Here is a 20,814-nt window from a genome sequence, read left to right as displayed (position 1 = left end):
AACGGAGGATCGTTTGGACGAGGAACAACCATCAGGACAGAAAAAATCTTTCTTTTCCGGTTGGCGACGGTTTTTCGGCGGGCGGCGCCGGGCTCTTTCGGAGGAGGATCTGCAGGCGATTATCGAAGAATCGGAAGAGGACGGGATCATCAATGAGGAAGAGAGCGAAATGCTCGCTTCGATTTTTGAATTTGGTGAAACCATTGTTCGCGAGGTGATGGTGCCGCGAACCGATATGGTCTGTTGTCCGGTCGACGCCAGCATGGAAGACCTGCTGCAGATCATCATCCGTTCCGGGCACTCCCGTTTTCCGATTTTCGAAGGGACCACAGACCGCATTGTCGGCGTCATCTACGCCAAGGACCTGTTGCGTTACTGGGGCAGGGCCCCGGACGGGTTGAGCATCCGTCAGCAGATGCGCGCTCCGTTTTTTGTTCCGGAAACCAAGAAAATCGAAGAACTGCTCAAGGATTTCAAGAGCCGGCGCATACACATGGCGATTGCCGTCGATGAGTTCGGCGGGACTTCCGGGCTGATCACCATTGAGGATCTGATCGAGGAGATCGTCGGTGACATCCAGGATGAATATGACCTGGAGGAGAGTCTTTTCTCTGTCGAGGGACCGGACAGCTATCTGGTTGACGCCCGCCTCAGCCTGTCCGAACTTGAGGAACATCTCGATCGGCCACTGATCGACAGTGAGGAGATCGATACTCTCGGCGGCTATCTCTGCCATCTTTTCGGTCATGTCCCGGTGGTCGGTGAAACGATTGAGGATGCCGGATTGCAGATGACGGTTCTTGAAGCTGATGAACGTCGGATCAGCAAGGTTCGGCTGGTTGTCACCGGGCGGGACGAAGCCGAGGACGAGGCTGAGGACTGATCATGGTGCTGCGTTTTCCCCGTCGGGATACCCTGTGCGCCCTGGCATCCGGTCTGGTGTCGGCACTTGCCTTCCCCCGACCGTCCTGGTTTGTTGTCGCCTGGTTCGGGCTGTTGCCGTTGTTGTTGACCGGGGAACGCCGCCCCTTCCGCAACGGCTGGCTGGCCGGCTGCGGTTTTTTCGCCCTGGTTCTTTACTGGCTGAATATCGTCATGACCACCTACGGCCGGTTGGAGCCTCTCCTCTCGATGGCGGCTTACCTGCTGCTGGTCGCCTACCTGTCCCTTTACTGGGGACTGGCCTGGTGGGGAAGCTGCAAGTTGCGGGAACGGTTGGGGCTTCCGCATGTGTTCAGTCTGCCGCTGCTCTGGACTGGTCTTGAGTATCTGAGAGGCCATCTGCTGAGTGGTTTCCCCTGGGCCTTGCTCGGCTATTCCCAGCAGCCATTCACCACGTTGTTGCAAAGTGCCGATCTGTTCGGCGTTTACGGCCTCAGCTTCCTGCTGGTGCTGGCCAACGCGTCGCTGGCGGGATTAGTGTGGGCCGGAAGGGGAGAACGGCGCAGACCGTTATTCGCCGCCGGTCTGACCGCAGTACTGGTGATCGCCGCGCTCTGTTACGGCGGATGGCGGCTGGATCAGCGGCCGGTTGCCGGAAAGCCCCTGACCATCGGCCTGGCGCAGGGCAACATTGACCAGGCGGTCAAGTGGGATCCCGCTTTTCGCCAGTGGACGCTGCGGACCTACCGGGAATTGACCGCCAGGGCCGCTGCCGCGGGGGCCGATCTGGTGATCTGGCCCGAGAGTGCCGTACCCTTCTATTATCAGGAACCGGGGCAGGAACAACGTGAAGTTCAGCAGGCGGCTCGCAGACTCAAAGGTTTTCTTCTCTTCGGCAGTCCGGCCTACCTGCGCCAGGAAGGAAAGGTGCGTTACCTCAACAGCGCCTATCTGTTGAATGCGGACGGTAGACAGCTCGGGCGCAGTGACAAGGTGCATCTGGTTCCCTTCGGTGAATACGTTCCCCTGAAGTGGCTTTTTCCTTTTATTGACAAACTGGTGGTCGGCATCGGTGATTTTTCACCGGGACGGGTCGAGCCGCTGGTTATGAACGGACACCGGCTCGGCGTGCTGGTCTGTTACGAGGCGATCTTTCCGGAGTTGGCCCGCGATTACGTCAACAGCGGCAGCGACCTGCTGGTCAATATCACCAACGACGCCTGGTTCGGCCGTTCTTCGGCGCCCTGGCAGCTGCTGGAAATGAGTGCCGTGCGTGCCGTGGAAAACCGGGTCTGGATCGCCCGTGCCGCCAATACCGGCATCTCTGCGCTGATCTCTCCGTTGGGTGAGATCAGGCAGCAGACCCCCCTCTTTAAACCGGCCCTGCTGGTCGGGAAGGTTTATCCCGGTGCCGGGGTGTCTCTCTATCGACGGATCGGCGATCTGCTTCCGCAGGGTTGCCTGCTGATCGCGGTGCTGCTCGGATTTGCCGCCCGGCTGCGACCCTGCCGCCGTTTCCGGGGGCAGCTTTCCGGGGAATGAAGGAATCCGGTTTACGGTGCTTGCTCCCGGAACGGAGGGGGGCTATAATCGCGCCTCCCGCCGGGAAATTGTCATCTATGGTACGGCGCCGGCCCGGCCGCCACATTGTGCGAGGTTATTCATGTTTCGTGAAGAAAAAGAACAACTGCAGAATCTGAAGGAAAAGCTCGTCGAGCTGAGGAGGTATCTTTGACGTCGACAGCAAGCAGGAAAGATTGCTGGAACTCGACGCCGAGATGGCCCAACCCGATTTCTGGGACCGCGGCGAGCAGGCCCAGGAGATCCTCAGGGAGCGCAACGGATTGCAGAAGACGGTCGAAACCTGGCAGGAATGCAGCCGGGAACTCGATGACCTGCTGATACTCTGCGAACTGGGTGAAGAGGGGGAAGACGAGGCGACTCGTGACGAAATTCGCGGGCTGTTGCCGGACCTCGAAAAAAAAGTCGGGCAGATGGAGTTCGCCCGCATGCTCAGCGGCGAATATGACGCCAACAACGCCATCGTCAGCATCAATGCCGGCGCCGGCGGCACCGAGGCCCAGGACTGGGCGGAAATGGTGCTGCGCATGTTCCTGCGCTTCTGCGAACGGCGCGGTTTCAAGACTGAAATCACCGATTACCAGCCGGGCGAAGAGGCCGGCGTCAAGGGGGTGACCTTTACCGTTGAGGGAGATTACGCCTACGGCTGGCTGCGGGCGGAGAAGGGTATCCACCGCCTGGTACGGATCTCTCCTTATGACTCCAACGCCCGCCGCCACACGTCCTTCTGCTCGGTTTTCGTCTTTCCGGAGTTGACCGATGAAGTCGAAGTTGACATCCAGGAGAAGGACCTCAAGGTCGACACCTTCCGGGCCAGCGGCGCCGGCGGGCAGCATATCAACAAGACCGATTCGGCGATCCGCATCACCCATGTCCCGACCGGAATCGTCGTTGCCTGCCAGAACGAACGTTCCCAGCACAAGAATCGCGCGATTGCCCTGAAACAGCTCAAGGCCCGGCTGTTCGAAATGGAGCTGCGGAAAAAGGAAGAAGAGGCCGCTGCCCTGGCGGGAGATAAAAAAGAGATCGCCTGGGGCAGCCAGATCCGTTCCTATGTGCTGCATCCCTACCGGATGGTCAAGGATCATCGCACCAACTACGAAGTCGGCAATACCGACGCGGTTCTCGACGGCGACCTCGACAAGTTCATCGAGGCCTACCTGCTCAGCCAGAAGGGTTGACAGAACACCTGGGGCCTGCTGAAAACCGTTGATTTTCTTGACTTGTCAAGGCTGGATATATAAACTCGCTGGCTTGTACAAAACCCTGAATCAGCAAGTTCGTTGCCGGTGGACTGTACAACTCATGTCCAGATTTTGCGCTTTTTGTCCGGCATGAGTCGCGGGTTCGGGTAAAACGTTTTTGAAAGGCAGTTCAGACGATGGAAGAAACAGGCGATATTCGCGGCCAGCGGCTGGCGAAAGTCGAAGAATTGAGGGCCGCGGGGATCAATCCCTATGCCAACGGTTTCGAGGTCAGCCACACGGCGGCCGATGTTGCCACTTTGCATGCCGAAGACACGGCCGAGATGCTGGAGGAGAAGTCGGTTGACTATGCCGTCGGCGGTCGGATCATGGCGCGGCGCGATTTCGGCAAGGCGGCTTTCATCCAGATCCAGGATCGCAGCGGCCGGCTGCAGGTCTATGTCAACAAGGCCGGCCTGGGGGAGGAAAACTTCGAACTCTTCCGTAAGCTTGATCTCGGAGACATTGTCGGTGTCGTCGGTCGACCTTTCCGGACCAAAACCGGTGAACTTTCCCTGCGGGCCTCTTCGTTGCGGCTGCTGACCAAATCCCTGTTGCCGTTGCCGGAGAAATGGCACGGTCTGACGGATGTCGAAACTCGCTATCGGCAGCGTTATCTCGACCTGATGGTCAATGCCGATGTCAAGGAGAATTTCCGCAACCGCAGCCGGATCATTGCTCTGATCCGCCAGTTCATGGTTGACCGGGAATTTCTTGAAGTCGAAACGCCGATGATGCAGCCGATCGCCGGCGGGGCAACGGCGAAACCTTTCGTGACGCATCACAATGCGTTGAACATGGACCTTTTCCTGCGCATCGCCCCTGAACTCTACCTGAAGCGGCTGGTGGTCGGCGGCTTCGAACGGGTTTTTGAAATCAATCGCAACTTCCGCAACGAAGGCATCTCCATCCAGCACAATCCCGAATTCACCATGATGGAGTTTTATCAGGCCTTCGCCACCTATCACGACCTGATGGACATGACCGAGGAGTTGATCTGCCATCTGGCTGAAACGATCTGCGGAGGGCTGAAGATCTCCTACGGGGGCCGGGACGTCGATCTGACGCCCCCCTGGGACCGGCTCACGGTCCGTGAATCGATCTGCAAGTATGGCGATGTCAGTCTTGAGGTCCTGAATGATTATGACCAGTGCCTGGCCTACGCGGCAAAATGTGGTCTTGAATTCGATGGGCCGATCGGGCATGGCAAGCTGTTGGCCGAAATCTTCGACGAGGTTGTCGAACCGAACCTCTGGCAACCGACCTTTATCACTGAATATCCGACCGAGATTTCGCCGTTGTCGCGCAAGAACGACGACAACCCCGATGTTGTCGATCGTTTTGAGCTGTTCGTTGTCGGTCGGGAACTGGCCAACGCTTTTTCCGAGTTGAATGACCCGATTGACCAGAAGCAGCGATTTGAGAAACAGTTGCAGGAGAAGGAAGCGGGGGATGAAGAAGCCCACGCCATGGATGAAGACTATGTGCGGGCCCTCGAATACGGACTGCCGCCGACGGCCGGGGAGGGGATCGGTATTGATCGGCTGGTGATGTTGCTGACGGATGCCGCCTCGATCCGCGACGTCATCCTGTTCCCCCTATTACGCAAGGAAACCAGGTAGGCGGGCGTTCCGCGCCTGACCTTCTTTTTTATCGCCATGGCCTACGAATGGTTTGTCAGCCTGCGCTACCTGCGGGCCAAACGTAAACAGACCTTTATCTCGATCATCTCCTTCATTTCGATTGCCGGGGTGACCTTGGGGGTTGCCGCGCTGATCGTGGTCCTGGCGGTCATGACCGGTTTTCATGATGGTGTCCGCCAGCAGATTCTCGGCAACATTCCACATGTGCTGATTCAACGCCAGGGCGGCGGTCTGAGTGATTATCAGCAGATCATAAAACAGGTCCGGACCTCTCCTCATGTTACGTCGGTTGCGCCCTTTGTCGCCAAGGAGGCGATGCTGTTGTCGCGCCGGAATGTGGCCGCGGTCAATGTCAAGGGGATCGAACCGGGGCACAAGATTCTCAACCAGAAATTTCTCAGTATCGACCATAAACCGGTCAGCGAGCTGCTTTTCGAACGAAACGGAAAGTTGCCCGGCATCGTGATCGGGCTCGATACCGCCACCAGTCTCGGTGTGGCCATCGGCGATTCGGTGAATGTCATCCCGCCGATGTTCACCATTACGCCGTTCGGTATGATCCCCAAGATGAAGCCCTTTCGCATCGTCGGCATTTTCCGGCAGGGCGGCGGGTTTCTTGACACGTTCTACGCCTATATCGACATGGCGCAGGCACAGTCCTTTTTCGACAGTGAAGGTCAGGTCAGCGGTATTGAAGTCGAGGTTGACGGCTTTGACCAGGCCCGCCCGGTTGCCGCGCAACTGCGGGGTGAATACCATTTTCCCTACGTGATTCGCTCCTGGGAGGATATGTTCGGCTCGTTTCTCTCGGCCCTGAAGCTGGAAAAACTCGGATTGTTTATTGTCCTCGGCATCATCGTGCTGGTTGCCGCCTTCAATATTGCCACCACCCTGATCATGGTGGTGATGGAAAAGAGCAAGGACATTGCGATCCTGCGTTCTATGGGCGCCACCTCGCGAAGCATCATGAAGATTTTCCTGTTCGAGGGACTGGTGATCGGTGTCCTAGGAACCGGTCTCGGGGCGGCCCTGGGAGTCGTGCTGGCCAAGAATGCCGATCCGATCATCAAGTGGCTGGAGCGAACTCTGGGAGTGAAGATTTTTGACCAGTCGGTTTACGGCATGGACCATTTTCCTTCCGTGGTCAACAGCGGGGATGTGATAACGGTCGTCGGTGTGGCATTGACCATCTGCCTGCTGGCGACCATCTACCCGGCCTGGCAGGCGGCGCGGATGGATCCGGCCGAGGCTCTGCGTTATGAATAGCGTGCTGAGGAAAAACGTCCATCTGCTGCGTTGTCCTACCCCCGCGTCAACGACGTACCTTTCGGTGCGCCTTATTCCGCGGGGGTACGGACGCCTTGCATCTGGGCATTTTTGCTCAGCCCGGGGAACTCGACTTTTTCAATACCCTGACAGGCGGGCGCAATGATTGAGGTCGGCGGACTGAAAAAAGAATACCGTACCGATGACGGCGTGGTTGAAGTTCTGCGCGGTATCGATATGCGGGTCGGACGGGGTGAACGCCTCGCCGTGGTCGGTTCATCGGGAGCCGGCAAGACCACCCTGATGCATATTCTCGGCGGTCTTGATCGTCCCACGTCAGGAACGGTCCATTTTGCCGGGCAGGATCTCTACCGGCTGCGCGGGACGGCGCTGGACGCGTTCCGCAATCGCACCGTCGGTTTTGTTTTTCAGTTTCATCAGCTGCTGCCTGAATTCGACGCCCTGGAAAATGTGATGATGCCGGCCCTGATCGGCGGTGCTTCGCGCAGCGAAGGCATTGTTGCGGCGCGGGCCCTGCTTGAAGAGGTCGGACTGGCCCATCGTCTCGGCCACAAACCCGGGCAGCTGTCGGGCGGAGAACAGCAGCGCGTTGCGATTGCCAGGGCCCTGGTGATGGCTCCGGAGGTGCTGCTGGCCGACGAGCCCACGGGAAACCTTGATTCGAAAACCAGTGACGGGATTTTCCGTCTTCTCAATGAACTGCATGAACGACATAACCTGACCATGGTTATCGTAACGCACAGCAGTCGGCTCGCACAGCGTCTTGATCGTATCGTGCATATTGAAGATGGGGAAATTTCGGGGTGAAAAGGGTTTACACCCCTCGGGGCCGTTTCCTATAATGACCCATTTTGTGGGCAGTGCGGATCTGTGAATTCGCTGCCGATGCGGGGACAATCTCAATTCCGGAGAACCAGGTTCCATGTTTAAATTTATTTGCGCCGTCGTTGCGCTGCTCATATGTGTTGCCTCTCCGGCTTGGAGCCAGGTCTACCGGGTTGACGATGTTACCGTCGATGGGAACCGGAGAGTCGAGAAGGAGGCCATCCTGCCGCTGCTGTTCGTCAAGCCGGGGCAGAAGGTGACCAGTGAACAGATCGATCGGGATATCCAGGCCATCTACAAGCTCGGTCGGTTCGAGGACATCAGTGCCGAGATCATTGATCAGAACGGCGCCAAGGTCCTGGTCTATCACCTCAAGGAACGCCCGCTGGTGCGGAAGGTTCTGTTCGAGGGCAATGATGAGTTCGATGATGCCAAGCTCGAAAGCCTGGTGACTCTGAAGACCCCTGACATTTATGAACCCCGGGTGGTCGACGAGAGCGTCAAGGCGATGAAGAAGGAGTATTTCAAGGAGGGGTTCTACGGCATCGAGATCAAACCCGAGGTGCAGATCAATGACCGGGCCGAAGCGGTTGTCACCTTCAAGATCAAGGAAGGCGACAAGGTACTGGTTGACAACATCCTCTTTGACGGCAACGAGGTGATCCCCGACAGCAAGCTCCGCAAGATCATGGAAACCAAGGAACGCTGGTGGCTTTCCTGGCTGACCGGTCGCGGAACCTTCCTGGAGGATGTGCTGCAGAACGATCTCGAACTGATTGCGGATCAGTATTTCAATATCGGTTATCTTCAGGTCAAGGTCAGGAAACCGGTCATCCTCATCAGCGAAGATCGTAAATATGTCGATATCTATATTCAGATCGAGGAGGGTGACCAGTTCCGGGTCGGGAAGCTGGATATTGCCGGTGACCTGATCAAGCCCAAGGCTGAACTGCTCGCGGAACTGAAGACGAAGCCCGGTGATATCTTCAAGCGGAATGTTCTGCGTAGGGATGTTCTCAAGTTGAATGATGCCTATGCCGACCAGGGGTATGCCTACGTCAATGTCGCTCCCCTGACCCAGCTGGACACCGAACGCAGACTGGTCGATCTCAAGTTCGATATCGAAAAAGGTCCCCTGGTCCGTATCAATCGGATTCATATCGCCGGCAACACCAAGACCCGTGACAAGGTTATTCGACGTGAGGTTCAGCTTGCCGAAGGGGAGCTTTTCAGTTCGACCAAAATAAAAGCCAGCCGGAGACGCATCAACAACCTGGGTTTTTTCGAGGAAGTCGAGGTTTCGACGAACAAGACCGCCAACGAACAATTGATGGATATCGATATTCAGGTCAAGGAGCGTCCGACCGGAAATTTCAGTATCGGAGCCGGTTACTCCTCGATCGACGGGTTGATTGCGCAGGGATCGGTCAGTCAGGACAATTTTCTCGGGCTCGCGCTCAAACTTAATCTCAGCGGCTCCTTCGGCGGGCGGACCACGACCTATAATATCGGGCTGCTGGACCCTCATTTTCTTGATACCCGGTTCGCGCTGGGAGGCGACCTGTTCAAAACCAAGTACGAATACAGTGAATATGACCGGGCCTCGATCGGGGGGGATATCAAGCTCGGCTTCCAGTTCGGAGATGACAACAGTGCCCTGTTCATTTATCGCTATGAACAGAAAGATATCACCGATGTTGATCCCGCCGCCGCTTTTGAAATCAAGGAATCCCTGGGCCGGTCCACCATCTCTTCGCTTTCAACCAGGATTACCCGCGACCGCACAGATTACCGACTAGATCCCACGCGGGGGTATCTGACTGAATTTTCTTCGGAACTGGCAGGGTGGGGCGGCAGTGAGCAGTATGCCAAACTGATTCTGCAGCATCGGCACTTTTTCCCCTTCAAGTGGGAAACCTATTTTGTCATTCACGGGCAGATTGGTTACCTGGGGGCGATTGGCGACAAAACTCTGCCGGTCGATGAGAAATTCTTCCTCGGAGGACTTTCCAGCATCCGGGGGTTTGACTGGCGGGAAGTCGGCCCCCGGGTCCAGCTGAAGGACAGTACCGGGACCCCGATTCCGGGGGCTTACGATTATATTGGTGGCGACAAGGAAGCTTTTGCCAACTTTGAATATGTTTTCCCCTTGATCAAGGAAGTCAAATTCAAAGGTGTTGTCTTTTTTGACATCGGCAATGCCTGGGATACCAACGAAGATTATTTTTCCGGTATGCGCTACAGTACGGGTGCCGGAATTCGCTGGACGAGTCCCATGGGACCGTTACGCCTCGAATGGGGGTATAACCTCGACCCCATGGATGGCGAACAGCAAAGCCGGTTTGATTTTACCATGGGCAAGTACTTTTAATTTCAAGTTCATTTAAAGGAGATTGTTATGAAACGGATCATGATGGTTCTGGCGATTTTTGCGTTGCTGCTGGGTGGCGTGAACTATGCGGCGGCCGATGTAAAGATCGGGTACATCGACCTGCAGAAAGTTCTCAATGAATCTGACAGCGGCAAGGTGGCCAAGGAAAAAATTGCCAAGAAGGTGAAGGAGTACGAGGTCCAGATTGACCGGCAGCAGAAGGATTTGAAAAAGGCCAAGGAAGAACTTGAAAAACAGGCGTTGCTCCTTTCTGAAGAAGCCCGTTCCAGAAAACAGCGTGAATACCAGCAGAAGCTCAAGGAACTGCAGCGTTTTACCAAGGATGTCCGGGATGAGTTGCGCATGAAGGACAATGATTATACGCGCAAGATTCTCGATGAGATCATCAAGGTTGTTGAGAAGTTTGGCGCTGAAAAGGGCTATACCGCCATTTTTGAAAAAAATGAGAGTTCCCTGGTTTACGCCGATGAGAAAATTGATCTGACCGACCAGGTGATCAAGCGCTACAATCAGTCCAAGAAGAAGTGACTCGGGAGAAGCCGGATGCCATGTCTGCAGGAACTGGCTGACCTTGTCGGCGGTCGGGTGGTTGGAGACCCGCAACTGAAGATCAACCGTCTGACGACCTTCGAGGAGGCCGAGCCGGGAGATATCGTTTTCGTCACCAGGGCGGGGTACGCCAGTCGCCTCGGCGAAACCAGGGCCTCCGCTGTCATACTGGACGAGGAGCGGGAGAATCTGCCCCTCGCCCAGTTGGTCTGTCCGAACCCCTACCTGGCCTTCGCCCGGGTTCTCCAGTGCCTGCAGCCCGCGAACCCGGCCCCGCTCGGCATTATGCCCGGGGCTTTTGTCGACCCTGAAGCTTCAGTCGGTGAGAATGTAAGCATTCATCCCGGTTGTCATGTCGGTCGGGGGGTACGGATAGGTCGTGGTACGGTCCTGCACCCCAATGTGGTTATTTATCCGGGAGCGACAATCGGCGACGATTGCCTGATCCAGGCCGGGTGCGTGGTGCGCGAGGATTGCCGGATCGGTAACCGTGTCATCCTGCAGCCCAATGCCGTGATCGGCTCCGATGGTTTCGGTTTCGCCCCGGACGGCGAACGGTATGAGAAAATTCCTCAGGTCGGCATCGTTGTCATCGAAGACGATGTTGAAATCGGGGCCTGCGCCTGTGTCGACCGGGCCGCACTCGGCGTAACCCGTATCGGCACCGGGTGCAAGCTCGACAACCAGGTGCAGATCGGACACAATGTCGATCTCGGGCCGCATACCGTCATGGCGGCCCAGTCCGGTGTTTCCGGCAGTACCGTCATCGGTCGACACTGCACCTTCGGCGGCCAGTCCGGGACCGCCGGCCATATTCGTATCGGTGACAACGTCACCGTTGCCGGGCGTGGCGGAGTCACCAGTCATACCGAGGGTGACCAGGTGATTTCCGGTGCCCCGGCCATCCCTCACCGGGAGTGGCTGAAGATGTCCATGATACTGCCGAAACTGCCTGAAATGAAAAAAGAAATTTCGCGTCTGAAACGTCAGGTTGATGAGCTGAAGGCGTTGTTGAAGGAGTCTTGAAGGATGGTTCTCGATTATAAAAAGATTATGGCTATGCTGCCGCATCGTTATCCCTTTCTGCTGGTGGACCGGATTCTTTCCGTGGAGCCGGGAAAGAGGATTGTCGGGCTGAAAAATGTCACCATCAATGAACCCTTTTTTCAGGGGCATTTCCCGGGCCACCCGATCATGCCGGGGGTGTTGATCATTGAAGCCATGGCCCAGGTCGGAGGGGTCTATGCGGTGGTCAGTGACGAGGTCGGGGAGGATAAAGTGACCTACTTCGTCGGTATCGACAAGGCCAAGTTCCGACGGCCCGTGGTCCCCGGAGACAGTCTGCGTCTTGAGCTGGAGATGGTCGGTGTTCGCAGGGGGATCTATACTTTTGCCGGCAAGGCGCTGGTGGACGGCAAAGTGGTTGCCGAAGCGGAACTGAAGGCGACCTTTGTCGACCGGGAAGGATGAAATCATGATCCATGCCACGGCACAGATCCATCCCCAGGCGGAGCTGGGTGAGAACGTTCAGGTCGGGCCTTTTGCCGTCATCGGGGAACATGTCCGCATCGGTTCGGGGACGAAAATCGGTGCCCACGCGGTCATCGACGACTATACGGAAATCGGCCGGGACAACCATATCTACCAGTTTGCTTCAGTCGGCGCCGAACCGCAGGACCTGAAATTCGGCGGGGAAGTTTCCTGGCTGCGTATCGGTGACCGTAACCGTGTTCGCGAGTTTGCCACCCTGCACCGCGGCACCGCTGACGGTGGCGGAGAGACCCGGATCGGTGATGACTGCCTGTTTATGGCCTACTCTCATGTCGCCCACGATTGTCAGGTCGGCAACCATGTGATCCTCGCCAACGCCGCAACCCTGGCTGGGCACGTGCTGGTCGAGGACTTTGCCATCTTCGGCGGGCTGTCCGCTGTCCACCAGTTCACCAGGGTCGGGGCGCATGCCATGATCAGTGGCGGATCGATGATCACCCAGGATATTGTCCCCTACGCTATCGCCCAGGGTGACCGGGCCAAAATTGTCGGTCTGAACCTGATCGGTCTCAAGCGGCGCGGGTTCTCGGATCAGGCGCTGGCAACTCTCAAGGCGGCGTATAAGCTGGTTTTTCGCAGTGACCTGCGCCTTGAAGCCGCCATCAGCCGTATTGAGGAGGAACTCGAAGACGGACCGGAACTGAGTGTCCTGGTTGATTTTCTGAAGCGGGGTGAGCGCGGTATCGCGCGCTGAGCAGGTCCCGGTTCCGGTGATGTCGCAACGGACAGAGCACCGTCGGGTGCTGATTGTAGCCGGTGAAGCCTCCGGAGATCTGCATGCCGCCAATCTTATCCGGGCAGCCCGGGAGCTTGCTCCCGGGCTATCCTTTTTCGGGGTCGGCGGGGACCGGATGCGGGCTGCGGGGTGCGATGTCCGGATTCCCATGGAATCGCTTTCGGTCATGGGCGTTGTGGAGGTGCTGGGACGTCTGCCGGCCATCCGCAGGGTTTATCGCGATCTCTGCCGAATGATGCAGCCGGGAGGCGATGTGCGTCCCGACCTGCTGGTGCTTGTCGATTATCCAGGGATGAACCTCAAGCTCGCCCGTGCCGCCAGGCGGGCCGGGGTGCCGGTCCTCTACTACATCGCTCCCAAGGTCTGGGCTTCACGGCCCGGCCGGATGAAGACCATGGCCCGGTGTATCGATCAGCTGGCCGTGATCTTTCCTTTTGAGGAAGAGCTGTTCAACGCCGCCGGAATCCGTACTGCCTATGTCGGCAATCCCCTGCTGGACGAGTTCTCCGGGGCCCGCCGGGACGTGGACCTCGGTGGACGACTCGGGTTTGATCCGCAGCGGCCGATCGTAGGATTGTTGCCCGGCAGTCGACGGAGTGAAATCCGCTACTGCTGGCCGACCATGGTCGAAGCCGCGCGGGCTCTCAAAGACGAGCGTCCCGAACTGCAGTTTGTTGTTCCACTGGCACCGTCTCTGAGTGAAGACCTGTTGCGGGAAGAATTGACCCCGGCTTTTCCGGATCTGATGATCTGTCGGGAGGATATCTATTCGGTTGCCGGAATCTGTTCCGCTATCCTGTCTGTTTCGGGGACTGTCACCCTGCAGGTGGCCCTGGCCGGTATCCCGATGACGGTCATCTACAAGGCCTCCTCCCTGACCTATGCCCTGGCCCGACGGTTGATCAGAATACCCTATGTAAGCCTGCCGAACATCGTTGCCGGCAGACAGGTTGTCGCGGAATATCTTCAGGACGAGGCGAATGTCGAGAATCTGCTCGCCGAGCTTAAACGGCTGCTGTCGGACGGTTCCTGCCGGGCTGAAATGATAAATGATCTGGCCGAGGTGCGCAGGCTGCTCGGTGAGCCGGGGTGCTCCCGGAAGGTTGCCGTTTTGCTGAAAGAGATGGTGTATTGATCGTGGATGATTCCAGGCAGATAAAGAATCTTTCCAAGCGGGTCTGGTCTTACGCGTGGCCCTACCGCAGGAGAATCCTGCTGTCCATGCTCGCGTCTCTCGGCGTGGCGTCGACCGACGGCGCCATGGCGAAGCTTGTTCAGCCGTTTATCGACAAGCTGATCATCGCCGGGGACCGTGACCTGATTCAGCTGGTTCCGTTAATTGTGATCGGCCTGGCGGCGTTCAAGGGGTTGTCCCGGTATGTTCAGCAGTATTATATCCTGACCGCCGGGCAACTGGCGATCCAGGATCTGCGCAACCAGGTTTTCAAGCACCTGATGTCCCTGTCGATGCGGTTTCATTCCAGCAACGGGACCGGCAGTATCATGTCGCGGGTGCTCAATGATATCGGCATGCTGCAGGCTTTTCTCGGCGATGTCCTGGTGATCATCCTGCGGGAGAGCTTTACCCTGGTGGTGCTGGTCGGGCTGGCTTTTTATACCGACTGGAAAATGGCTCTGATCGCTTTCACCGCGCTGCCGGCAACGGCCCTGCCGGCGGCGCTGCTGGCGAGGCGCATCAAGGCTTACGTGAAGAAGAGCCAGGGTGCTATCGCGGTTCTGACCACAGCGCTTGAACAGGCCTTTTCCGGCATCAAGGTGATCAAGTCCTTCGGGACCGAAAAGGACCAGGTACGACGCTTCTTCGACAAGAATCGCTCCTATTACAATTTCTGGCGCAAGGTCATCAAGTATGATGCCGCATCGTCTCCGGTCACCGAGCTGCTGACCTCCCTCGGCGTCGCCGGAGTCCTCTGGTACGGACTCAACCGGGTGCTGGCCGGAGAAATGACCCAGGGGCAGCTGTTTTCCATCGTTGCCGCCATCCTGATGATGTATGGACCGGTCAAGCGTCTGGTCAGGGTCAACAATGTCTTCCAGTCGGCGATGGGGGCGGCCGAGCGGGTGTTCGAACTGTTTGAAGCGCAACCGGAGATCCTCGACGCGGAAAACGCCGTCCGGCTTGACCGGGTTCGAGGTGAACTGGTGCTGGATCATGTCTGCTTCAGCTATGACACCGCGTCCCTGGAACCGGTTATCCGCGACCTGTCGCTCACGATCAAGCCGGGAGAAATGGTCGCCCTGGTCGGGCCGAGCGGCTCGGGAAAAACCACCCTGATGGGGTTGCTGCTGCGGTTTTTCGATCCCGATTCAGGATCGATCCGGCTTGACGGTCATGATCTGCGGGAGATCAGCGCCGAGAGTCTGCATCGCAATATGGCCATGGTCGACCAGGAGGCTTTTCTCTTCAACGACACCATCGCCAACAACATCAGCTACGGCAGCGCCGAGGGCTCACTTGACCGGGTGCGGGAAGCCGCCCGCCAGGCCTATGCCGACGGGTTTATCGAAGAGCTTCCTGACGGCTACCAGACTGAAATCGGTGACCGTGGTCTCAGACTGTCCGGCGGTCAGCGGCAACGGATCAGCATTGCCCGTGCCGTCTATCAGAATGCGCCGGTGCTGATTCTCGACGAGGCGACCAGCGCTCTGGACACCGAAAGCGAGGCGATTGTCCAGGAGGCGCTCAACAACCTGGTGGAGAACCGGACGACGATCGTCATCGCCCACCGGCTCTCGACGGTGAAACATGCCGATCGCATCGTTGTTCTCGACAAGGGAACCATCTGCGAAATCGGAACCCACGAGGAACTGCTGGCGCGGGGTGGCATGTACCGCCGATTGCATGACATGCAGTTCAAAGAGGATACTGATGGGTCGTTGGACTGAGCGCCTGGCCGCGGCCTGCGTTCCGGTGCTGGGGTGGGGAGTCATCAACCTGATCCACGCCAGCCAGAGAACCGAGTATCTGGGCGTTGACCATGTCCGGGAGCTGTTCACCAGGGGAGAGCGTATCATCATTTCTTTCTGGCATGATCAACTGCTGCTGATGGTCAAGGGCTATCAGCATGTCAGGAAGGGCGTGGCGGATGGTGGCGGTGCGAGGATCCTGATCAGTTCATCGCAGGACGGCGAATTGATCGCCCGGACGATGAAGCTTTTCGGCCAGGGAACGGTTCGCGGTTCGTCCAGTCGGGGCGGCAGCCGCGCGTTGCGGGAGATGGTCAAACTGATGCGCGAGCCGTTTGATCTGGTTTTCACCCCCGACGGCCCCCGTGGCCCCCGCCACCAGGTCAAGCCGGGCGTTGCCCAATTGGCCAGGATTTCCGGCCGACCGGTGATCCCGATGGCTTACGTTTCCAGCCGCGGGCATCGTTTCTCTTCCTGGGACCGTTTTCTGCTGCCGGCACCGTTCGCCCGCGGGGTTTTTTCCTTCGGCCCGCCGATCTGGCATCAACCGGGCGAGCAGGCCGAAGTCTTCTGCGAGCGGCTTGCCCGGTCCATGGCGGAGAATGAGGCACGGGCCGTTTCACGACTGGAGGAACGTGGTGTATCTGCTGTATGACCTGCTGCTGATTCTGGCGGGCCTGGGCCTGATCCCCTATTACCTGCTGCGCGGCTTGAAGTATGGCAAAAGCCGGCGCGGTATCCGGGATCGGCTCGGTTTGTACGCCGCCGGGCACCTGGCGCCGCTTGACGGCCGCAAGGTCATCTGGGTCCACGCGGTCTCGGTTGGTGAAACCCGGGCTGCCGTCCCCCTGCTGGAAGGCCTGCGCCGGGCTCATCCCGACCATGCCATCGTCCTCAGCAATGTCACTGAAACCGGCCATTCCATCGCCGCTGAACTGGACTGCGTAGATCTCTGCCTGTTTTTCCCCTTTGATATTTCCGTCGTTATCCGCCGGGTTCTGGGTCGGATCAGGCCCGAGCTGATCGTGCTGGTCGAAACCGAAATCTGGCCCAATTTTGTCCGCCTCGCCCATCGTCGGGGCATTCCGGTTGCCCTGGTCAACGGCCGGATATCTGATCGTTCCTATCCGCGTTACAAGCGTTTCCGCCGGCTGCTCCGGCCGATTCTCGACTGCATTGAGCTCTATGCCATGCAGACCGAGCTGGACGCCGAACGCATTCATGACCTCGGCGCCGGGCGCGACCGGATCGGAGTTTCCGGGAATCTCAAGTTCGACATGGGCTCGCCGGTTTTCGAAACCGGTGAAACGGATCTTTTCAGAACCCGGCTCGGTCTGGTTCCCGAGCAGGTTCTGCTGGTGGCCGGCAGTACCCATGACGGCGAGGAAGAACTGCTGGTGCAGGCTTACCGGGCGTGCCTGGAGAGCAACCCCGGTTTCCGCCTGATGCTGGTGCCCCGGCATCCCGAGCGAACCCCGGAGGTGGCGGGGATGATCACCCAGGCCGGCTTGGAGACCCGGCTGCGCAGCCAGTGCGAGGGCCTGCCGCTGGACGCGGAGACGATCCTGATCGGTGATACCCTGGGCGAAATGCTGAAGTTTTATGACCTCGCCGACATCGTTTTCGTCGGTGGCAGCCTGGTTCCGGTCGGCGGGCATAATATTCTCGAAGCGTCGCTGCTGCAGAAACCCGTCCTGTTCGGTCCGCACATGAATAATTTCCGGGAAATTTCCCGGCTGGTGCTGTTCGCCCGCGGCGGTCGGCAGGTCAACGACCTTTCCGACCTGGTGCGGGTGCTGAACGAGATGCTGGCTCACCCCGAGCAGAGAGAGCGGATGGGGCGGGCGGGAAAAGCACTGCTTGATCGTCATGCCGGTGCCACGGACCGCAGCCTGGAACTGCTTTCGGTGTTGCTGGAGCGGCGGGGATGAAGTTTACCCGCTGGTATCGCCGCTTCGCCATCGAGGGGCCGGAGAAGGGGATTGAGGCCCTGCTGTTTACCCTGCTGCTCCCCGCCTCCCTGGTCTATGGATGGGTCGGCAGGGCGCGGGTGTGGTTCTTCCGCAAGGGCTGGTTGCGTTCTTACCGACCGCCGGTGCCGGTGGTTTCCGTGGGCAACCTGGCGACAGGTGGAACCGGCAAGACGCCGATGGTCGCCTGGCTGCTGGACTGGGCACAGCGTAAAGGGGTGCGTGCCGCTGTTATTTCACGTGGTTACGGCGGGAGACGTCACGACGGGGTGTTGACCGTCTGTGCCGGCAACGGGCCCCTGGTCTCGGCGACCGAGGCGGGAGACGAGCCCTGGCTGCTGGCCTCGCGTCATCCGCAGGCGGTGGTCGTGGTTGGCAGTGACCGGGTCGGTTGCGCCGAGTGCGCGGTCCGGGAACATGGCGCCGAACTTCTGCTGATCGATGATGGTTTTCAGCATCTGCGGTTGCAGCGCGATCTCGACCTGCTGCTGCTGGACGCCAGGCGGCCGTTTGCCAACGGCCGGGTTCTGCCGGCGGGTTATCTGCGGGAACCGGCCAGTGCCCGGCAGCGGGCCGATCTGGTCATTCTCACCCGCTGGCATCCCGGAGTGAAGCTTCCCGCCACTCTTGACGACGCGGTTCGTGCCCGACATTGTCTCGGTGACCGGTTGCGGGGATTGAATGGTGAGCTCGTTCCGAGGGATGCCCCACAGGGGCGTGCCGCCGCCTTTTGCGGTATCGCCGACCCGGAATCGTTTTTCAACCAGCTGCGCGACATGGGGTTCCGGCTGGAGGCGACGCTGGTTTTTGCCGACCATTGTGACTATTCTCCGGCGATGATTGACCAGGTTGCCGGACTGGCTGAAAATATTGATTTTTTCCTCACCACCGAGAAGGACGGTGTTAAACTGGCTGATACAGATCTGCCCCGTCCCTGCTACCAGGTGCCGTTGCGCATGGAGTTTGTTTCGGGGCAGGATCGGTTGGAGGGGATGCTCGAAGGATTGCTGAACAAGGATGGTCAGGCCATGCCGCTTTCAAAAGATCTGCTCGAAATTCTCGCCTGCCCGCAATGCAAGGGCGAGGTGCACTGCAACGAAGATCAGACCGCGATTCTCTGCGATCATTGCCGGCTCAGCTTCCCGGTTCGGGACGATATTCCGGTGATGCTGATCGATGAAGCCCAATCCCTGCCCGGAGGATCTGCACCCGGCGAATGAAGGCTCTGGTTCTCAGCGACGGTAAACCGGGACATGTCAACCAGTCCCTCGCTTTTGCCGAACTGTCAGGGTGTGATCATGACCTGATCGAAGTCCGGACTCGCGGCAGGCTGGCCAAAGGCCTCGGCTACCTGTTTGACCGTTGCGGTGTCTATTCCTCTTCGCTGTTTACTCCGGTGACCTGTGACAGGCATTACGACCTGGTTGTCTCTGCCGGTTCCGAGACCTATTACGCCAACAAGGTGCTTGCCCGGCGGTTGCGGGCCCGTTCGGTGGCGATCATGCTGCCGCGGGGGTTTCGCTATGATTTCGATCTCATCCTCGCCCAGGAGCATGACAACCCTCCGTCCAGGGACAACCTGGTCTCTCTGCCGATCAATCTTTGCCGCGTCTCACCCCGAGGCGTTTTCCGTCCCGACCCCGATCGCCGTTATATTTCCCTGATTATCGGCGGCAACAGTCGCCATTGCCGCCTGGACGCGGCGGCGCTGAAGGTCCGGGTCGAGGAGATCTTTGCTCTTTTTCCCGCGGCGGACAAGCTGGTGACCACCTCCCGGCGAACTCCGGACGAGGTGGAACGGATGCTGGAAACGTTCGATTTCGCCGACCGGGTGATTTATTCCCGAACGCCGAAGAACCCGATCCCCGATTACCTCGCCTACAGTGACCATGTTTTTCTGACCGGCGACTCGACTTCCATGGTCAGCGAAGCGGTCAGTTTCGGGAACGGTTGCGTGGAGATATTGCCGGTTGATTATCGCCGTCCGGACAGCAAGATCGCCGCTATGATCAGTCACCTGGAAGAGCAGGGGATGGTGCATCTCTTCGACGGTACCCTCGGTCATTGCCGTGCCAAGATTGACCTTCAGCAGTTGCTCAAGGGGGTGTTGTGATGCACGTTGTGCAGGTGCTGCCGGAACTGAACGAAGGAGGGGTTGAGCGGGGAACGGTCGAGCTGAGCCGCGAACTGGTCGCCCGGGGAATTTCCAGCACCGTGATCAGCAACGGCGGCCGCCTGGCTGAGGTCATCGAGCAGGACGGCGGACGTCATTGCCGACTGGATGTCTGCAGCAAGAACCCCCTGACGGCGCCGGCGCGCATCCGTCGGCTGCGCCGCCTGCTGATGGAGCTGCAACCCGATATCCTGCATGCCCGCAGCCGGGTTCCGGCCTGGCTCTGCTGTCTGGCCAATCGTTCCTTGCGGGTCCCCTTCGTCACCACCGTGCATGGTTTCAACAGCGTCAATGCCTACAGCCGGGTGATGACTTACGGCGACAGGGTGATCTGCGTCAGCGGGGCGATCAGGGATTACGTCAAACAGCACTATGGCGTGCTCGATGAAAAACTGGTGGTGATTCCGCGCGGGGTGGACCTGGAGGCTTTCGATCCCGATAATCTTGACCGGGAGTTCATGGCCCGTTTCCGGGCCGACCACGGGCTCGAAGGCCGATGGGTTGTCACCTCTGTCGGGCGGATAACCCAGCTGAAGGATTTTGAAACTTTCATCGACGCCATTGCCGGACTGCGGAGGGGCATGCCTGATATCCTCGGTTTGATTGTCGGCGGTGTCCGTGAGGATAAACGGACCTACCTCGAAGTCCTCAAGCGACGGGCCGGAGATCAGCAATTGGCGGGACACCTGCTGTTCACCGGCAGTCAGAAAAAGATCGCGGAAATCTATGCCTTGAGTGATGTCGTGGTTTCCTCTTCAAAGAAGCCGGAAAGTTTCGGCCGGGCCGCGGCTGAAGCTCTGGCCATGGAGGTGCCGGTGATCGCGACGGCTCATGGGGGCGTGCTGGATATCGTTCTGGACGGCAGGACCGGTTTTCTTTTTGCTCCCGGAGACTGTGACGAACTCGGTCAGCGGATCCAGGCGGCCCGCGGGCAGACTTTCCGGGATCTGCGGCAGTATGTTGCGACGAATTTCAACCTTGACCTGATGGTTGAAAAAACGGTCTCTGTTTATAACGAGTTATCGGTGAGACGGGAGAACGGGATCTGCTGAA

At 58.5% G+C, this 20,814-nt stretch carries 18 protein-coding genes; all 18 read left to right on the top strand.

What is annotated here, in order from left to right; all coding sequences use genetic code 11:
* Nucleotides 1-13 precede the first annotated feature (13 nt).
* The 18 genes from B5V00_RS10850 to B5V00_RS10765 all read left to right on the top strand — a co-directional run bounded on the left by B5V00_RS10850 (nucleotide 14) and on the right by B5V00_RS10765 (nucleotide 20,813).
* Nucleotides 14-883: a hemolysin family protein gene (locus tag B5V00_RS10850; RefSeq protein WP_085010897.1), complete on the top strand. Its 870-nt coding sequence runs from the start codon at nucleotides 14-16 to the stop codon at nucleotides 881-883.
* Nucleotides 884-885: 2 nt separating this feature from the next.
* On the top strand, nucleotides 886-2,424 hold the full coding sequence (lnt, locus tag B5V00_RS10845; protein ID WP_085010819.1) for an apolipoprotein N-acyltransferase: 1,539 nt from the start codon (nucleotides 886-888) through the stop codon (nucleotides 2,422-2,424).
* Between the two features lie 121 nt (nucleotides 2,425-2,545).
* Nucleotides 2,546-3,644, top strand: a protein-coding gene (gene prfB / locus B5V00_RS10840; protein WP_139800744.1) for a peptide chain release factor 2 whose coding sequence is annotated in 2 segments (ribosomal slippage) — nucleotides 2,546-2,614 and nucleotides 2,616-3,644 — 1,098 coding nt in all. Because the reading frame shifts where the segments join, the coding sequence is not laid out codon by codon here.
* A 200-nt stretch (nucleotides 3,645-3,844) separates the two neighbouring features.
* On the top strand, nucleotides 3,845-5,329 hold the full coding sequence (gene lysS, locus B5V00_RS10835) for a lysine--tRNA ligase (protein ID WP_085010818.1): 1,485 nt from the start codon (nucleotides 3,845-3,847) through the stop codon (nucleotides 5,327-5,329).
* A 36-nt stretch (nucleotides 5,330-5,365) separates the two neighbouring features.
* A complete protein-coding gene (locus tag B5V00_RS10830; RefSeq protein ID WP_085010817.1) occupies nucleotides 5,366-6,616 on the top strand; it encodes a lipoprotein-releasing ABC transporter permease subunit in 1,251 nt (416 codons plus the stop codon).
* A 162-nt stretch (nucleotides 6,617-6,778) separates the two neighbouring features.
* On the top strand, nucleotides 6,779-7,444 hold the full coding sequence (locus tag B5V00_RS10825; RefSeq protein WP_085010816.1) for an ABC transporter ATP-binding protein: 666 nt from the start codon (nucleotides 6,779-6,781) through the stop codon (nucleotides 7,442-7,444).
* Nucleotides 7,445-7,559: 115 nt separating this feature from the next.
* On the top strand, nucleotides 7,560-9,833 hold the full coding sequence (gene bamA / locus B5V00_RS10820) for an outer membrane protein assembly factor BamA (RefSeq protein WP_085010815.1): 2,274 nt from the start codon (nucleotides 7,560-7,562) through the stop codon (nucleotides 9,831-9,833).
* Between the two features lie 27 nt (nucleotides 9,834-9,860).
* Complete coding sequence (locus tag B5V00_RS10815; RefSeq protein ID WP_085010814.1) at nucleotides 9,861-10,382, top strand: OmpH/Skp family outer membrane protein; 522 nt, start codon at nucleotides 9,861-9,863, stop codon at nucleotides 10,380-10,382.
* A gap of 15 nt (nucleotides 10,383-10,397) precedes the next feature.
* The gene (gene lpxD, locus B5V00_RS10810) at nucleotides 10,398-11,429 is read left to right on the top strand and encodes a UDP-3-O-(3-hydroxymyristoyl)glucosamine N-acyltransferase (protein WP_085010813.1); all 1,032 of its coding nucleotides are present in this window, start codon (nucleotides 10,398-10,400) and stop codon (nucleotides 11,427-11,429) included.
* Nucleotides 11,430-11,432: 3 nt separating this feature from the next.
* On the top strand, nucleotides 11,433-11,873 hold the full coding sequence (gene fabZ, locus B5V00_RS10805; protein ID WP_085010812.1) for a 3-hydroxyacyl-ACP dehydratase FabZ: 441 nt from the start codon (nucleotides 11,433-11,435) through the stop codon (nucleotides 11,871-11,873).
* A gap of 4 nt (nucleotides 11,874-11,877) precedes the next feature.
* Nucleotides 11,878-12,648 (top strand): acyl-ACP--UDP-N-acetylglucosamine O-acyltransferase, encoded by a 771-nt coding sequence (lpxA, locus tag B5V00_RS10800; protein WP_085010811.1) that lies wholly within the window; start codon nucleotides 11,878-11,880, stop codon nucleotides 12,646-12,648.
* A 19-nt stretch (nucleotides 12,649-12,667) separates the two neighbouring features.
* A complete protein-coding gene (lpxB, locus tag B5V00_RS10795; protein WP_139800743.1) occupies nucleotides 12,668-13,825 on the top strand; it encodes a lipid-A-disaccharide synthase in 1,158 nt (385 codons plus the stop codon).
* Between the two features lie 2 nt (nucleotides 13,826-13,827).
* Nucleotides 13,828-15,597: a lipid A export permease/ATP-binding protein MsbA gene (gene msbA / locus B5V00_RS10790; protein ID WP_281249692.1), complete on the top strand. Its 1,770-nt coding sequence runs from the start codon at nucleotides 13,828-13,830 to the stop codon at nucleotides 15,595-15,597.
* On the top strand, nucleotides 15,581-16,273 hold the full coding sequence (locus B5V00_RS10785; protein WP_085010808.1) for a lysophospholipid acyltransferase family protein: 693 nt from the start codon (nucleotides 15,581-15,583) through the stop codon (nucleotides 16,271-16,273). The genes msbA and B5V00_RS10785 overlap by 17 nt, the downstream gene beginning before the upstream one ends.
* On the top strand, nucleotides 16,254-17,549 hold the full coding sequence (locus tag B5V00_RS10780; protein WP_172399714.1) for a 3-deoxy-D-manno-octulosonic acid transferase: 1,296 nt from the start codon (nucleotides 16,254-16,256) through the stop codon (nucleotides 17,547-17,549). The genes B5V00_RS10785 and B5V00_RS10780 overlap by 20 nt, the downstream gene beginning before the upstream one ends.
* On the top strand, nucleotides 17,546-18,808 hold the full coding sequence (lpxK, locus tag B5V00_RS10775; RefSeq protein WP_085010806.1) for a tetraacyldisaccharide 4'-kinase: 1,263 nt from the start codon (nucleotides 17,546-17,548) through the stop codon (nucleotides 18,806-18,808). Before B5V00_RS10780 ends, lpxK begins: the two co-directional genes overlap by 4 nt.
* Nucleotides 18,805-19,701 (top strand): ELM1/GtrOC1 family putative glycosyltransferase, encoded by an 897-nt coding sequence (locus tag B5V00_RS10770; protein WP_085010805.1) that lies wholly within the window; start codon nucleotides 18,805-18,807, stop codon nucleotides 19,699-19,701. The genes lpxK and B5V00_RS10770 overlap by 4 nt, the downstream gene beginning before the upstream one ends.
* The gene (locus B5V00_RS10765; RefSeq protein ID WP_085010804.1) at nucleotides 19,701-20,813 is read left to right on the top strand and encodes a glycosyltransferase family 4 protein; all 1,113 of its coding nucleotides are present in this window, start codon (nucleotides 19,701-19,703) and stop codon (nucleotides 20,811-20,813) included. The genes B5V00_RS10770 and B5V00_RS10765 overlap by 1 nt, the downstream gene beginning before the upstream one ends.
* The last annotated feature ends 1 nt before the right edge of the window (nucleotide 20,814 follow it).

Source organism: Geothermobacter hydrogeniphilus (assembly GCF_002093115.1).
GTDB lineage: Bacteria > Desulfobacterota > Desulfuromonadia > Desulfuromonadales > Geothermobacteraceae > Geothermobacter_A > Geothermobacter_A hydrogeniphilus.
Note: the sequence above shows the minus strand (reverse complement) of the source record. Positions and strands in the feature narration are given on the sequence as shown.

Bases quoted from the DNA above. Each gene is read 5' to 3' on its own strand.
- B5V00_RS10815 (WP_085010814.1), top strand. From the start codon at position 9,861: ATGAAACGGATCATGATGGTTCTGGCGATTTTTGCGTTGCTGCTGGGT.
- B5V00_RS10765 (WP_085010804.1), top strand. From the start codon at position 19,701: ATGCACGTTGTGCAGGTGCTGCCGGAACTGAACGAAGGAGGGGTTGAG.
- fabZ (WP_085010812.1), top strand. From the start codon at position 11,433: ATGGTTCTCGATTATAAAAAGATTATGGCTATGCTGCCGCATCGTTAT.
- lpxD (WP_085010813.1), top strand. From the start codon at position 10,398: ATGCCATGTCTGCAGGAACTGGCTGACCTTGTCGGCGGTCGGGTGGTT.
- B5V00_RS10785 (WP_085010808.1), top strand. From the start codon at position 15,581: ATGGGTCGTTGGACTGAGCGCCTGGCCGCGGCCTGCGTTCCGGTGCTG.
- lpxB (WP_139800743.1), top strand. From the start codon at position 12,668: ATGTCGCAACGGACAGAGCACCGTCGGGTGCTGATTGTAGCCGGTGAA.
- lpxK (WP_085010806.1), top strand. From the start codon at position 17,546: ATGAAGTTTACCCGCTGGTATCGCCGCTTCGCCATCGAGGGGCCGGAG.
- lpxA (WP_085010811.1), top strand. From the start codon at position 11,878: ATGATCCATGCCACGGCACAGATCCATCCCCAGGCGGAGCTGGGTGAG.
- lnt (WP_085010819.1), top strand. From the start codon at position 886: ATGGTGCTGCGTTTTCCCCGTCGGGATACCCTGTGCGCCCTGGCATCC.
- B5V00_RS10770 (WP_085010805.1), top strand. From the start codon at position 18,805: ATGAAGGCTCTGGTTCTCAGCGACGGTAAACCGGGACATGTCAACCAG.
- bamA (WP_085010815.1), top strand. From the start codon at position 7,560: ATGTTTAAATTTATTTGCGCCGTCGTTGCGCTGCTCATATGTGTTGCC.
- B5V00_RS10825 (WP_085010816.1), top strand. From the start codon at position 6,779: ATGATTGAGGTCGGCGGACTGAAAAAAGAATACCGTACCGATGACGGC.
- lysS (WP_085010818.1), top strand. From the start codon at position 3,845: ATGGAAGAAACAGGCGATATTCGCGGCCAGCGGCTGGCGAAAGTCGAA.
- B5V00_RS10830 (WP_085010817.1), top strand. From the start codon at position 5,366: ATGGCCTACGAATGGTTTGTCAGCCTGCGCTACCTGCGGGCCAAACGT.